Annotated in this window: 14 protein-coding genes and 1 pseudogene; 4 read left to right on the top strand and 11 right to left on the bottom strand. The window is 68.6% G+C overall.

What is annotated here, in order from left to right; translation table 11 throughout:
• Nucleotides 1-99: 99 nt before the first annotated feature.
• From AB0M45_RS31435 to AB0M45_RS31445, 3 genes and pseudogenes are all read left to right on the top strand, one after another.
• Nucleotides 100-939, top strand: a pseudogene (locus tag AB0M45_RS31435) (trehalose-6-phosphate synthase); the annotation flags it as partial.
• A gap of 85 nt (nt 940-1,024) precedes the next feature.
• Nucleotides 1,025-1,753, top strand: a complete 729-nt coding sequence (locus tag AB0M45_RS31440) for a response regulator transcription factor (protein ID WP_364336651.1) — start codon at nt 1,025-1,027, stop codon at nt 1,751-1,753.
• A 74-nt stretch (nt 1,754-1,827) separates the two neighbouring features.
• On the top strand, nt 1,828-3,261 hold the full coding sequence (locus tag AB0M45_RS31445; RefSeq protein ID WP_364336730.1) for a HAMP domain-containing sensor histidine kinase: 1,434 nt from the start codon (nt 1,828-1,830) through the stop codon (nt 3,259-3,261).
• Between the two features lie 45 nt (nt 3,262-3,306).
• Here the strand turns inward: AB0M45_RS31445 and AB0M45_RS31450 are convergent, their stop codons facing one another.
• The 3 genes from AB0M45_RS31450 to AB0M45_RS31460 are packed head-to-tail and all read right to left on the bottom strand — an operon-like array spanning nt 3,307 to nt 4,020.
• Nucleotides 3,307-3,540, bottom strand: coding sequence for a hypothetical protein (locus AB0M45_RS31450; protein ID WP_364336653.1), 234 nt, complete (start codon nt 3,538-3,540; stop codon nt 3,307-3,309).
• Entirely contained in the window at nt 3,527-3,715 is a 189-nt protein-coding gene (locus AB0M45_RS31455; RefSeq protein WP_364336655.1) for a hypothetical protein, read from the bottom strand. The genes AB0M45_RS31450 and AB0M45_RS31455 overlap by 14 nt, the downstream gene beginning before the upstream one ends.
• A complete protein-coding gene (locus tag AB0M45_RS31460) occupies nt 3,712-4,020 on the bottom strand; it encodes a hypothetical protein (protein ID WP_364336657.1) in 309 nt (102 codons plus the stop codon). The genes AB0M45_RS31455 and AB0M45_RS31460 overlap by 4 nt, the downstream gene beginning before the upstream one ends.
• Nucleotides 4,021-4,162: 142 nt before the next feature.
• Between AB0M45_RS31460 and AB0M45_RS31465 the strand changes: the two genes are divergently transcribed.
• Nucleotides 4,163-5,350, top strand: coding sequence for a helix-turn-helix transcriptional regulator (locus AB0M45_RS31465; protein ID WP_364336659.1), 1,188 nt, complete (start codon nt 4,163-4,165; stop codon nt 5,348-5,350).
• A 60-nt stretch (nt 5,351-5,410) separates the two neighbouring features.
• Here the strand turns inward: AB0M45_RS31465 and AB0M45_RS31470 are convergent, their stop codons facing one another.
• The 8 genes from AB0M45_RS31470 to AB0M45_RS31505 all read right to left on the bottom strand — a co-directional run bounded on the left by AB0M45_RS31470 (nt 5,411) and on the right by AB0M45_RS31505 (nt 14,234).
• Complete coding sequence (locus AB0M45_RS31470) at nt 5,411-5,905, bottom strand: h domain protein (RefSeq protein ID WP_364336661.1); 495 nt, start codon at nt 5,903-5,905, stop codon at nt 5,411-5,413.
• On the bottom strand, nt 5,902-6,918 hold the full coding sequence (locus AB0M45_RS31475) for a hypothetical protein (RefSeq protein WP_364336662.1): 1,017 nt from the start codon (nt 6,916-6,918) through the stop codon (nt 5,902-5,904). The genes AB0M45_RS31470 and AB0M45_RS31475 overlap by 4 nt, the downstream gene beginning before the upstream one ends.
• A complete protein-coding gene (locus AB0M45_RS31480; RefSeq protein ID WP_364336664.1) occupies nt 6,915-8,339 on the bottom strand; it encodes an MlaD family protein in 1,425 nt (474 codons plus the stop codon). The genes AB0M45_RS31475 and AB0M45_RS31480 overlap by 4 nt, the downstream gene beginning before the upstream one ends.
• Nucleotides 8,336-9,583, bottom strand: coding sequence for an MCE family protein (locus AB0M45_RS31485; RefSeq protein WP_364336666.1), 1,248 nt, complete (start codon nt 9,581-9,583; stop codon nt 8,336-8,338). Before AB0M45_RS31485 ends, AB0M45_RS31480 begins: the two co-directional genes overlap by 4 nt.
• A complete protein-coding gene (locus tag AB0M45_RS31490) occupies nt 9,583-10,863 on the bottom strand; it encodes an MCE family protein (protein ID WP_364336668.1) in 1,281 nt (426 codons plus the stop codon). The genes AB0M45_RS31485 and AB0M45_RS31490 overlap by 1 nt, the downstream gene beginning before the upstream one ends.
• Before the next feature lie 73 nt (nt 10,864-10,936).
• Complete coding sequence (locus AB0M45_RS31495) at nt 10,937-11,998, bottom strand: MCE family protein (RefSeq protein WP_364336670.1); 1,062 nt, start codon at nt 11,996-11,998, stop codon at nt 10,937-10,939.
• Complete coding sequence (locus tag AB0M45_RS31500; RefSeq protein ID WP_364336672.1) at nt 11,995-13,023, bottom strand: MCE family protein; 1,029 nt, start codon at nt 13,021-13,023, stop codon at nt 11,995-11,997. Before AB0M45_RS31500 ends, AB0M45_RS31495 begins: the two co-directional genes overlap by 4 nt.
• On the bottom strand, nt 13,020-14,234 hold the full coding sequence (locus AB0M45_RS31505) for an MCE family protein (RefSeq protein ID WP_364336674.1): 1,215 nt from the start codon (nt 14,232-14,234) through the stop codon (nt 13,020-13,022). The genes AB0M45_RS31500 and AB0M45_RS31505 overlap by 4 nt, the downstream gene beginning before the upstream one ends.

Here is a 14,234-nt window from a genome sequence, read left to right on the forward strand (position 1 = left end):
CGCCCGCGCCGTCGCCGCAGCTCTCGGGCGCGCCGCCGCCCCCGCCCCGGCGGCCCCCTCCCCTCCCGCGCCCGGCCCCGCCCGCCCCCCCCCCCCCCCACCTCGCGCGGCTCGGTCGGCGTGCGATCCAAGCTCGGCGTCGTCCAGGTCGGATTCCGTACGGTACGCGTCGGCGCGTTCCCGATCTCGATCGCCTCGGCCGACCTGGACGAGCAATCCCGGCGCAGGTCGGTGCGCGAACGCGCCGCGAAGATCCGGGCCGAGCTGGGCAACCCGAAGAACATCCTGCTCGGCGTGGATCGCTTGGACTACACCAAGGGCATCGACATCCGGCTCAACGCGCTGGAGGAGCTGCTCATCGACGGCCGGATCGATCCGGCCGACACGGTCATGATCCAACTTGCCACGCCAAGCCGCGAGCGCGTCGAGAGCTACATCCAGATGCGCGGCGATATCGAGCGTCAGGTCGGCCGGATCAACGGCGAGTTCGCCAGGGTGGGCTATCCGGTGGTGCACTACCTGCACCGGCCGATTCCGCGCGACGAGCTGATCGCGTTCTTCGTGGCCGCGGACGTGATGCTGGTGACGCCGCTGCGCGACGGCATGAACCTGGTCGCCAAGGAGTACGTCGCCTCCCACAGCGGACTCAACGGCGCCCTGGTGTTGAGCGAATTCACCGGCGCCGCCGCCGAACTGCGGCAAGCGTATCTGTGCAACCCGCACGACCTGGACGACGTGAAGGACGCCATCGTCGCCGCGCTTGGCGACGACCGGGACGTCAAGCGCAGGCGGATGCGCGCGCTGCGCCGCCAGGTGCTGGCCCACGACGTGGACCGCTGGGCCCGCGCCTTCCTGGACGCGCTGGCGCAAGACCAGGTCGCGGGCAGCGCGCTGCTGACCGACGACGACGTGTACCCGGAACCCCGCGAGCCGCGCTGAGCAGGCGTTCCGCCGACCGGCGGTTCACAGCAATCACCCAGCTTCGATCCAGGAACTTCGCAGCCCGGTGCTGGACCATGAAGCCATGAGTGGTGCGCCGGTGGAGCAACCCGAGGCCAGGGTGCTGGTGGTCGACGACGAGCCGATGATCGTCGAACTCCTCTCGGTGAGCCTGCGTTACCAGGGCTTCGAAGTGGACACCGCGGCCGATGGCGCCCAGGCGCTGGACAAGGCGCGCACCTTCCGCCCCCAAGCGCTCATCGTGGACGTGATGATGCCGGGTATGGACGGCTTCGGCCTGCTGCGCAGGCTGCGGGCCGATGGCGTCGACGCACCCGTGCTGTTCCTGACCGCACGGGACGAGGTGCAGGACAAGGTCGCCGGGCTCACCCTGGGTGCCGACGACTACGTCACCAAACCGTTCAGCCTGGAGGAGGTCGTGGCGAGGTTGCGCGTCATCCTGCGCCGCGCGGGTCACGCCGCGCCGCAGCGGGAGAGTTCGCGCATCCGCTTCGAGGACATCGAACTCGACGACGACACCCACGAGGTATGGAAAGCGGGCGAACCAGTGGCGCTGTCCCCCACCGAGTTCACACTGCTGCGGTATTTCATGGTCAATGCGGGAACGGTGCTGAGTAAGCCACGCATTCTCGATCACGTGTGGCGTTACGACTTCGGCGGCGAAGTCGGCGTGGTGGAGACGTACGTCTCCTACCTGCGCAAAAAGGTCGACACGGGCGATACACGGCTGATCCATACGCTGCGCGGCGTCGGCTACGTGATGCGCGCGCCTCATCGCAAGAGCGGAACGTGAGCCCGAGCAAGATCGCGACGGCGCGTGCGAAAGCTTCCGAACTGCTGTCCGCGATCCCCCTGCGCGTGACGCTGATGGTCCTGCTGGTGCTCACCGCCGGTCTCGGGCTGCTCATCTCCGGCATGGTGGTCACCTCCGGCTTGGAACAGCAGCTGACCGACCGGACCGACCAGCAGTTGCGCGAGGGCGCGATGGAGTGGTCGCGGCGACCCCTGCCGCCATCGGTGCTGCCACCGGTACCGCCACCGGTGCTGCTACCCGATCCGCGCCACACCCCGAGCCAGTTCTACGTGCGCTCGCTGAGAACCGATGGACGCATGTTCGTGATCCAGGCTTTCGGTGTAGATGGCGAACCTGATCTGCCGCAGACACCGCGATCAGGTCCGTACACCGTTGGCTCGGTGAAGGGACCGATCGAGTGGCGTGCGCTGACGGTGCGCACCCCGGAGGGCACGACCACGGTGGCGCTGCCGCTCACGCAGAACACCGACACGGTGCACCGGCTGATCATGCTGCAACTGATCGTCGGGGCGATCGTCCTGGCCGCGCTCGCGGTGATCGCGTACTTCATGGTGCGGCGCAGTCTGCGGCCGTTGCGCCGGGTGGAGAGCATCGCCGCGGCGATCGCAGGCGGCGACCTGCACCGTCGCGTGCCGGTGCGGGGCACCAACACCGAGGTCGACCGGTTGTCCCGGTCGCTGAACAGCATGCTGGCGCAGATCCAGCGCGCGTTCACCGCGACCGAGGCGTCCGAGGAGGCGGCCCGGCGCTCCGAGGAACGGATGCGCCGATTCGTCGCCGACGCCAGTCACGAACTGCGCACCCCGCTGACCACCATCCGCGGGTTCGCCGAGTTGTACCGCCAAGGCGCCACCGAGGATCCGGGCATGCTCATGGATCGCATCGAGCGTGAATCCCAGCGGATGGGCGTGCTGGTCGAAGACCTGCTCATGCTCGCGCGGCTGGACGCCCAACGCCCGCTGGAGCTGGGGCAGGTGGACTTGCTCGCCATCGCCAGCGACGCGGTGCACAACGCGCGCGCGGTGGTCGCCGCCGGGCACACCGACGGACCCGTGCGCACCATCGAGCTGAAAGTCGAACCGGGCGAAGGGACGCTGGAGGTACTCGGCGACGAGGCGCGGTTGCGCCAGGTCCTGGGCAACCTGCTGAACAACGCAGTCACGCACACCGCGCCCGACGCCGCGGTGACGGTCCGGCTGACACCCGCCGCCGATCACGTCCTGCTCGAGGTCGCCGACACCGGCCCTGGCCTGCCGCCGGAGCAAGCCGAACGCGTCTTCGAACGCTTCTACCGCACCGACACCTCCCGCACCCGCACCAGCGGGGGCACCGGACTCGGCCTGTCCATCGTGCAGGCGCTGGTCACCGCGCACGGCGGCGAGGTCGGCGTGCGCAGCGCGCCCGGCGAAGGAACGACGTTCACCGTGCGGCTTCCTCGCGATCCGGACTCGCCTGGCACTGCTCAGACCCCTACCGCCACCAAGTAGCGCTGGTGATCAGGCACCCCCGAATGCACGCAGCTCCGCCCGGAGTCAGGGCAGGAAATCGCGGTAGCGCGGGTCCGAGATCACGCGGCGACCGGACTTGGTGATGCGCCATGTCCGGGTGCCGGGGAAGTAGCGCACCCAGCCCAAGTAGGACAGCGACCGCAAGGCGGCCTGTGTGGCGTCCTGCGACAAGCCGACGAGCAGGCCGAGCCGTCGAACGGCGAGCGCGCGATCGGCCAGCGCGGCAAGCACCTTCGCCCGTGGCTCACTCAGCGCCATCGGCTCGCGGGTCGAGTAGTGCAAAGGCGCGGTCGATAGCCTCGTCCTCGAGGATTTCGGCGTGCTCGTCGGGAGTGCGGGGGAAGCCGTCCGGTCCGATGAACTGCACGGAGCCGTCGGTGAGGGATTCGCGGATCCGGAGTCCGTCATCGTCATGGTTCGCACCGGCGTTCACCGGAGGTTCCTTCCGGGGCGCATGCGCCCGGCTTCGATGAGGACGTCGATAGCCGCGCCCTTGGCACCGCAGGTACGGGCATCGCAGTCGATGTGTTCCTGTGTCACCCAGTGGGCTTCATCCACCAGGTACGGTCTGCGCGGCGCGGCGTGCGGCCCTACGCGCTGCGGCAGTTCGTCAGGGTGCTCGAGTTCGGCAAGCTGGCTGCCGAGGTCGATCAGCCAGGGCAGCACGCAGAACAGCAGTAGCAGCATCCCGACGACGGCGGCTGCGACGATCAATACGACTGCGAGTTCTTCGGGCATTCCGATACCCCCTTGCGCGTTGGTGTGGTTGGTGAGCACCCGACGCCGGGGATTCGGGGGTCAACCCGGCCTCGGGGCCTGCGGATACCTTGTCCTGGGTGAACCCATGCGATGCGGCACATCGTGTGTCACCGTGGGAGGCATGGACGATGCCGGGATCGGAGAACGTACCGCCAGGGCGCGCAAGCTCGCCCGGCTCACCCAACTACAGCTTGCGCAGAAGGCGAACGTGTCGATGTCGCTGCTGCGCAAGGTCGAGCGAGGCGCCCGGCCCGCCTCGCCCGCGTTCATCGCGGCGGTGGCCGGTGCCCTCGGGGTGAACATCGAGGACCTGACCGGGCAGCCCTACACCCCGGCGCGCGACGATGCTGGGGCACATGCCACCATCCGCGAGTTGCGCCGAAAGATTCTGGCGTTCAACGACGAACCACTGAGCGCGCCGACCAGCTTGGAAGAACTGACCGCGGCACTGCATCGGGTTCAGCAGAGCAGGCGCCGGGGCCGGTACGGCGACCACATCACCGAACTGCCGGACGTGATCCACGGTTTGCACGTGCTCGCGAGCGACGAATCGTCCGGGCATCATCTCGAGGCCATCTATTCGACGCTCGCGTACGCGTACAACAGTGCGTCGTCGATCGCCTACCGGTACGGCTACCTCGACCTCGCCGGGTTGGCCGCCGAGCGCTGCGTGTGGGCCGCGGAACGCAGCGGTGCCCCGGCGTGGCCGATTGCGGCGGAATACCATCGCGCGCTGATCCTGCTGTACTCCGGCGCGTACGCCGGGGGGCTGCGGATCGTCGAGCGCGCGTACGCCGCCAGCGAGCAGCTGCCCACCACACCGGAAGTCCTCGCGGTGCGGGGCGCGTTGCACCTGCGGGGGGCGATACTCTCGGCTCGGGCGCTCGACGCCGACACCGCCGACGCGCATCTTCGAGAGGCACACCGAATCGGTGAGGCGATCAGCTCCGACCAGTATCAGGAGTACGGGACCGGGTTCCATCTGCCGAATGTCGCGATCCACTCCGTCGCTGTGCCGGTCGAGTTGTCCGATGGCACCACCGCGGTCGCCCGCGCCGAGCAGATTCGGCTACCGGAATCGGTCACGCCGTCCCGCGCCGGGCATCACTGGATCGACGTGTCTCGCGCGTGGTTGCTACACGGGGACAAGCATCGTGCCCTCACCAGTCTCGACCAGGCACGCCGGATCGCACCGGGGCTGACGCGCAACCACCCCCAGGTCCACGAGACCGTCCGCGTGCTCGCCCACGCCCGCCGCGGAACCGACGCCCTGACCCGGTTCGCGAAGTGGGCCAACGTCAAGATTTGAGCTGATAGGCGGCCCAAGATTGTCGGCCGCCTACACGCATGGGTCTAGTTCTCGGGCGGCTCACACCGGAGTGACGGCCTCGACCAACCAGCGCGAATCGGTTTTCGCCAAGGTGACACGCACTCGGCTGCCGGTGGTGGTGCCCTGCGGCGTGTCCTTGCTCGTCATGACCTGGTTGAGGAACAGCAGGACCACCGCGTGCGAGCGGTCGGCGGAGACGACGCCGCCCGCCTGTGTGGTCGCGGTGACGGTGAGCTGCTTTTCCTTGGCGCCCGGCGCGATCTGCTTGTCGATCAGCGTCAGGTAGTCCTCGCGGAAGTCGCCGGTGAGGTTGTCGGCCGACTTCCGCAGGTCGGTGTCCACGGTCTGCGGGCTGTAGGTGAACATTGCCTCGACGGTGCGGCCGGCCGTGGCGACCACGTCCTTGCGCGCCTGCTCGGCCTGCCGGTCGTCCCAGTAGCGGTAGCCGTTGACACCGCCGATGACCGCGGCCGCGGCGACCACGACGCCCAGCACCACGAGCAGGATCTTGCCTCGAATTCCGTTCATGCTCATGCCACGAACTCCACGTCGGAGACGGTCAGACCGGAGTCGCCGCGGGTGACCGTGACCCGGAACCGGTAATACCTGGTCTGCGGCTCGGCCTGGCCCGCGTTGGTGAGCGTCTGCTTGGCGGCGACCAGCACACGCGCCGAGCTGTCGTCGTCGCTCTCCAGCGCGGCCTCGACGATCTCGCCGCTGGAGACCACCTTGGCCTGCTGCACGATGCTGGTAAACGGGTCCACCCGGCCGTCGAACTCGGTTTTGAACTCGCCGGAGGCCAGTGACAGGATCCGGTCGATGTCCTGCTTGGCCGAGTCGGCGCGGATGGTGGTGAGGTTGACGATCGCCTGCCTGGCGGTATGCAGGTACTCGGCGCGGCGTTCGTCGCGCTCATGTGCCGAGCGCATCGCGAACACAGAGAGGGTCGCACCGCACAGGAGTGCGAGCACCAACAGCACTGAGGCGGCCAACGCCAGAATCCGTGCGATGCCGCGATTCCGCGTCTGTGCGGCCTCCTTCTCGGTCGGCGAGTCCTCGGCGGTGTCCTCATCGGCCTCGGTTCCCGCAGCGGCGACCGAGGTCCGGTCGGCTTCGACGGTGTTCTCCGCCTTCTTGGCAAGCGATGTCTTGTCGGCGTCGGCACCATCTCCCCCGGCGACCGCTGCTTGGTCGGCCGGGTCCGGCTCGGCAGCCACCTTCACGGCAGCAATCCCCGCCTTGCCCGCCACGGCCGCACTCGGTTCGGCATCCGTTTTCGCCTTGGCGACCTCGGCGGTCGGCGCGACCGACTCGGGCGTGTCCTGCGAGGCGGCTTGCTTCGCCACTGAGGTCGCGGACGTGGTCTCGGCGACCAGGGAACTCGGCCCGCTATCCCGTGTCGATCCGGATGCTCCGGCGCCGCGGGCCGCGGTGGGCGATGGCTTCGCGTCTGCGGTCGTCGCGGTCGCGTTCTCCTCGACCGGGGGTCCGGCCGAGCGCACCGCGCGCCGCCGCGTGCGGTGACCTTCTCCGTTGCTCTCACTCATCGTTGCTGCTCCTCGAGCATCGCCTGCCAGCTCGACGGTACCGTGCCCGAACCGCCCGGTCCGATATCGCCCTGTCGGTATGTGCGCCCGTCGGTGCCGATGTACACACCGGTGTCCGGGTCGTATGCCCGCGCAGCGGCCGGAGTACCGCCGCCGTAGCTCGCAGGTGCGACAACAGCGGGTTCGTCCGTGGGCGCGGCCGCGGGGGCGACCGGCTGCGGCGGCCCGAACGGCGGGTTGTTGCCCAGCGGAACGTACCCGCTCCGGCACAGCTCCGGCGTGGGGGCGCGCACACCGGGCACCTCGGCGCACGGGGTGTTGCGGATACCGCGCACCGCTTCGGGCGCATCCTGCGGGACCTTGCAGTACAGGCCGGGCGGCGTGTCCGGGGTGTCCAGCTCGCTCGGCGAACGGCGCTGGTCCGGCGGCAGGAAGCCGGTGGTGCACGCGGGCGGGTCGTTGACCAACGACATGAAGTCGACCAAGGCGCCGTATTCGAGCGGGCCGCGGACCGCGGTGAGCAGCGCGGCGACCAGTGGCGGGTAGATCACCAGCACTTGCTCCAGTCCGGCGTGATACGTGACGCCCACTTGGCCGACGCTGACCAGGTTCGCCAGCAGCAGCGGCAGTGTCGGACGCAGATCGTTGAACAGCGCGCTGACCCGCTGCATCGCGGCCGGTCCCTTGTTCAGCACGCCGCGCAGCGCGGGGTCGTGGCCGCGCAGTTGATCGGTCACCGTCGCCAGATCGGCGGTCCAGGAACGGATCGCGGCATCCGAGCGGATCTGGGTATCCAGCAGCGGCCCGATCTGATCGATGAGCTGTTTCGTCGGTTCGGCGTTGGCCTGCGCTTCCTGCACCAGCAGGGCCGCGGAATCGATGAACCGCTGTAGGTCCGGGCCCGCGCCGTTGAACGCGAGGAACGCCTCGTCGATGACCTGCCGCAGCCGGGTGTCCGCGACGCTGGACAGCAACCGGTCGGCCTGATCGAGCAGTGCACCGACGTCCTGCGGCAGCTTGGTGCGCTCCACCGGGATCACACTGCCGTCGCGCAGGTTTCCGCCCGTGCGGCGCTCGGGCGGCACCAGGTCGACGTACTGCTCGCCGACCGCGGACACGCTGCGCACCCACGCGTCGACGTCAGCCGGAATCTTGTAGTCACTGCCGATGGACAGTTTCGCGTCCACGCCTACGGGCGTCAGCCGGACTTCCTTCACCACACCGACATTCGTGCCGCGATAGGCGACGTTGGCCGTGGGGTAGAGGCCACCCGTGGCGGTCAGCTGCACCGTGACCTCGTAGCGTCCGATGCCGAACATCGCGGGCAACTTCACGTATGTCCCGCCCATGACCATCAAGCCGATCACCGTGAGCACGGAGAAGATGATCAGCTGGGTACGGACGAACGGAGTGAGTTTCACTGTCCCGGACCCCCTTGCGGTGCGGTGTCGCCCGGCAAGGGCACGGTCAACCCTGGGATTGCGGGCAGGCCCGGTATCGGCGGCAGACCGGGGATGGTCGGAGCGGGCTGGTTCGCCGGCGGCGGCGCCTGGAGCGGCCCGGTGGCCGGGTCACCGTTCTGCGCGGCGGTGCCCGGTGCGAAGCTGCCCAGCGCCCCTTCCACCCCGCCGAAGCGCCCGCCCAGCGGGGTGCCGGTGAGGAAGTTCGAATCCAGCCGCCGCCCGGTCATATCCACCGTCATGAACAGATTCAGGTAGTCACCCTTGATGGCGTGGTCGAGGTTCTTCATCGGGAACGGGAAGGTGGCCAGGATCTTCAGCGCCTCGGTGAGGTTGCTGCCCGTGTCGGAAAGTGACCGCAGCACCGGGACGAGGCTGTGCAGGTTGGCCTTCAGGTCGTTGCCGCTGGCGTCGATGATCCGCTGCGTGACGTCGCTCAATTCGCCGAGCGCGGTGAGCGCCCTGGTGATGTTCGCCCGGCGGTCGGCCAGCACGGTCAACGCCGGATGGATCTGTTCGATGGCGGCCGCCACCAGGTCGCGCTGCTGGGCCAGCTGTCCGCCGAAGCGGTCCAGGCCGCTCATCGCGGCGACGATGTCACCGGTCTGGCGGTCCAGGTTCGTGGTCAGCTCGTTCAGCTGCGGCAGCAGGTCCCGGATCGCGTCCTCCCGCCCGGTGAGCGCGGAATTCAGTTCCCGGGTAATGGTTTCCAGCTGCGCGACGCCGCCGCCGTTGAGCACCACCGACAGCGAGGACAGCACCTGCTCGGTGGTCGGGTAGGTCCCGGCCCGCGCCAGCGGGATGACATCGCCCGCCTTCAGCTGGCCTTCCGGAGTCTGGCCGGTGGGCGCGGACAGCTCGAGATGATTGGATCCGAGCAGACTGGTCTGCCCGATCTTGGCGACCGCGTTCGCCGGGAGCCGCACGTCGGGATTCAGCGTGACGGTGACCAGCGCGTGCCAGTCCTCGACCTCGATCTTCGAGACCGTGCCGACCGTCACATCGTGCACCCGCACCGGCGAATTCCTGGTCAGCGTGGTGACATTCGGCATCTGGATGCGCACCTGGTAGGAGCCCGGCCCGGTGCCCTCGGTGCCGGGCATCGGCAACGAGTTCAGCCCGTCCCATTGACAACCAGAGAGGCCGAGCGCCACCGCCAGCCCCACCGCGACGACGGCGGTGCGGCGCATTCGGCGCGTCGGCATCATCGCACTCCTCCTGGAATACCCGGAATGGCCAGCCCCGCAATGCCATCCGGCACGCTCACCGGCGCGGGTTGCGGCCGCGCCGGGGTCTGGCTCGCCACCCGATCGGCCAGGCTGGGGTCGGTGTACACCAGCTGCTCTGGGAACGCGGTCACGCCGCTGGCCGCGTTCGACATGATCGGCACGTAGTTCATGCTCAAGCTCTTGATCACCGGCGCCAGGTACTGGGCGCACAGGTCGGCGCTGCGATCGGAGTCGTTGGTCTCCAGCGCGCGGACCGAGCCGCACAGGAAACCGAGCGGGTCGGCGGGGTTGTTCAGGGCGATGGCGCCGGTCAGGGTGCCCTGAGCCGGTTTATAGATCTGGTAGAAGTTCACCAGCGCGGTCGGACCGGAATGCAGCACCCGCTCCAGCTCCGGCCGCTTGTCGGCGAGCACCTGGGTGGCGTCGGCCAGCCGCTGCACGCCCTCGGTGAGTTCGGCGCCGCTGTTGTCCAGGAACCGGCGCACGTCGGCCACCGCGGCGTCGAGGTTGTCCAGCCCGGCGCCGAGATCCGCCGAGACGCCGGCCAGCACCGAGGACACCGACGCGAGCCGTCCGCCGAACTGCACGATCTGCTCGTTGCTCGCCGCGAGCACCTCGACGAACTTCTGCAGGTTGCGCACGGTGCCGAACAGGTCGGTGCGACCGTCCGACAGCGTGCTCAAGGTCGCCGACAGCTCCCGCAGTGTGTCGCGGAACCGCTGGCCGTTGCCGTCGAGGTTGTCGGCGGCGGTGTCGACGAAGCGGCCGAACGAGCCCTGCTTGTCGTCGCCGACCGGGCCGAGCGCGGTGGCAAGCTTGGACAACTCCGCCTTGATGTCGTCCCACTCGACCGGCACCGCGGTGTGCTCGATGGGGATCACGCCGCCGTCGGCCAGCTTCGGGCCGCCGGTGTATGCGGGCGCGAGCTGGATGAACCGCGCGGAGACCAGCGAGGGCGAGATGATCACCGCCCGTGGGTCGGCGGGGACGTCGACACCGCGGTCGAGCGTCATCGTCACCTTCACCCGGTCGGCGCCGGGCTCGATCGCATCGATCCGGCCCACCTGCACGCCGAGCACCCGCACGTCGTCGCCCGCGTACAAGCCCGATGTGGACGGGAAATAGGCGGTGACCTTGGTAGTTCCGATGCGTGCTATGCCGTTCCACGCGACGGCGACCACCAGCACGGCGGCCAGCACACCGGCCACCACCAGCGCCCAGCGGGGCGGTTTCCGTACGACGCTCAGCATGCACATCCCCCCGGACGCGACTCCCTCGTCGTCGGGGCCGATCTTTCGACGGCTCCAGACGGGTAGCGGATGGACGGGCTCATCGCGGCGGCTCCTGTATCGCGGGTTCGATCGACGGGAACGGCGTGAGGTAGCTCTGCAGATCGTTCGGCAGGTGCTGCGGCCACACCAGCGCGTCCACCAGCGGCTGGAGCGTCTTGCTCGCTGCGTTGATCACATACGCCTGGAAATACGGGCCGCTGCCGACCTGCTCGCCGAGCGCGGCGGCGAACGGGCCGAGCCCCTCCAGCGCGTCGGCGATGTTCTGCTTGTTCCGCTGCAACAGCGCCAGCACCGAATTCAGCTTGTCCAGTGCCGGTTTCAGCTGTGCCTCGTTGTCGGCGACCAGGCCGGACAGCTGCTGGGCGAGTCCGTTGACGTACACGATCAACTGGCCCAGCGCCGTGCGCCGCCGGTCCAGCTCGCCGAGCAACTCGTTGCCGTCCAGCAGCAGCGCGTTGATCTGGTTGCCCCGGTCGGCGAGGATCTTCGTCACGTTCTGCGCACGCCGCAGCAGATCCGACAACGCCTGGTCGCGCGCGTTGATGCTGCGCGAGAGCGCGGTGACGCCGTCGAGTGCCGAGCGCAGTGGAGCGGGTGTGTCGGCGAACGTCGCCGAGAGCGCGTCGAGGGTCTGATCGACCTGGTCCATGTCCAAGCCGTGCACCGTGCCCGCCAGATCGCCGAGCGCCTCGTTGAGCGAATACGGCGAGGTGGTGCGGTCCAGCGGAATGGTGTCGTCGCGGCGCAACGCGCCCGGGCCGGACGGTGTCACCTCCAGCGACTTGCGCCCGAGCACCGTATTGGTCTTGATCGCCGCCGAGGTCTTCTCACCCAGCACGATCGACTCCGCCAGGGTGAACCGGACGAGCACCTTCGCGCCGTCCAGGCTGACGTCTTCGACCCGTCCGGACCGTACGCCCGCGACCTGGACCGGGTCCCCGGGCACCAGGCCGCCCGCGTCGGCGAAGTAGGCGGTGAACGTGGCGCCGGAGCGGATGAACGGAAGCCGGTCGAATTGCAATGCCGACAGCGCCACCGCCACCGCGAGCACGAGGCCGACGATGCCGATGGTGATGGCGGGTGATCGCTGGTCGTTCATCGCTCGTCCGCACACCTTCCGGTCGTCTGCGCCGCTGGCATGTTGATCTTCATCGTCTGTCCGTTCGGGCCGTCCACCAGGAAGTTCGTCTGACAGACGTAGAGCTGGAGGAAGGAGCCGTACGAACCGATCCGGATCAGCTGGCGATAGGTCGACGGCAGCCGTTCCAGCACCCACTGCACGGTGTCGGACCCGGCGTCGAGGTTGGTGGCCAGTCGTCCGGTCTGCTCGATGGTGCCCTGTAGGTCGGGGCGGGCTTGGGCGAGCAGGTCGGTGAGGTCTCCGGTGGCGCCCGCGATGCGCGGGATGGCGTCGCCGATCTGGTCACGGTCGGCGGCCAATCCGCTGATCAACCGTTGCAATTCGGCGATGGTCGTGGCGAATTGGTCGCCGCGCTCATCGATGGTCCGCAACACGGTGTTCAGGTTGTCGATCACGCTGCCGATCAGCGCGTCCCGATCCGCCAGCGTCTTGGCGAACGAGCCGCCGCTGTTGAGCAGCGCCACCAGCGTGCCGCCTTGGCCCTGGAAGATTTGCAACAGCGCGTTGGTCAGGTCGTTCACCTGCCCGGGGTCCAAGCCGCGCAGCAGCGGCCGGAACCCGCCGAGCAGCATGTCCAGATCCAGTGCCGGCGCGGTCTGTTCCTTGTCGATGGTGCCGCCCGGCTGCAGCACCCGATTCGAACCGGGTCCCTCCGACAGCTCGAGATAGCGGTCACCGACCAGGTTCTCGTACTTGATCGCCGCGCGGGTGCTGGTGAGCAGCCGATACTTGTGGTCGACGTCGAACTCCACGTGCGCCAGATAGTCCTTGCCGACCTTCACCGAGGTCACCGACCCGACCGGCACACCGGCGATGCGCACCTTCGCGCCGGGCAGCATGCCGGAGGAGCTGGTGAACACGGCGTGGTAGCCGTGCTCCCGCGCGAAGCGCATCTGGCTGAACACGACCGCGAGTCCGGCGAAAACCAGCGTCATCACCAGGGTGAAGATGGCCAATTTGGCGGTCGTCGCGTTGTTTTTCACGGACGCGGCACCCCCGGCATTCCGGCGAACAGGAGCTGGAAGATCTTCGGCGGGTTCACCGTCAGCGTCGTCGACGGTGCGTACACGAGACCTTCCGAGGTATCGGTGACGACATAGTTCGCGTGGCTGCCCGGCACCCGGTCCAGCAGCCCTTCGCAGCGCGGGCCGCCGGTCGCGTTCACCTTGGGCAGGTCCTCCGGGTAGGTGTAGGGCTTGACGCCGTACATGAAGCCGGTGTTCAGCGCGACACCTTCTTGCAGGCCGCCGAAGACCGCCTCGCCCATCGGCAGCGCCTTGCCGAGTCCGCCGATCAGGCAGTACAGCGCGGGCGCGTACTCGTCGAGCAGTCCGGTGGTCGGGCGCAGCAGATCGAGCGCCGTGACGAGCTGGCTCTCGTTGTCGCGCAGGACCGAACCGGTGGTGTCGGCCAGCCCGATGAGGTTCACCAGCACGTTGTCGAGACTGTTCTGCTCCTCGACCAGGGTGTTGCCGGTGACGATCGCGTTGTCCACCGTGCGCAGCAGATCGTTCACCGTGTCCGCGTACAGGTTGGTGACGTCGCTGGTTTTCGCCAGGTCCTGTTGCAGCGTGGGCAGAGACGGATTGATGTCGCGCAGGTAGGCGTCGCTCTGCGCGAGCAGGTCGCCCAGCTTCTGCCCCCGGCCTTGCAACGCTGTGCCCAGCGCGGACAGTGTCGCGTTCAGCTTCTGCGGCTCGATCTTGGCGAGCACGTCGGCCAGATGCTGGAACAGCGTGTTGAACTCGACGGTCACCCGCTGCGCCGTCACGGTCGCGCCCGGCCGCAGCGAGGTGGACGAAGGCTGCTGGGGGACCAAGAAATTGACGTACTTCGCGCCGAACACGGTGGTGGACCTGATGTCGACGTCCGCGTTGGACGGCACCAGCTTCAGCAACTCCGGATCGAGGGCCAGTTTCAACCTGGCGCCGTCGGCCGTGTGGTCGACCGACTCGACGCGGCCGATCTCCACACCGCGCACCTTCACCTTGGCGTCCGGGTCCAGGACCAGGCCGCTGCGCGGCGCGTCCACCGTCACGGTGGCCGTGGGAGTGAATCCGCCGACGAACATGATCAGCGCGACGGCCACCACGGCGACCAGCGCGAGCACCATCGCCGCCCCGGCCAGTTTCAGGCCGAGTCCGCCGCGCAATGCCCGCACCAGGCTGCTTTCCGTTTGTTTCGATTCCGCCAT

It is taken from the genome of Nocardia sp. NPDC051787, from assembly GCF_040681325.1.
Taxonomy (GTDB): Bacteria; Actinomycetota; Actinomycetes; order Mycobacteriales; family Mycobacteriaceae; genus Nocardia.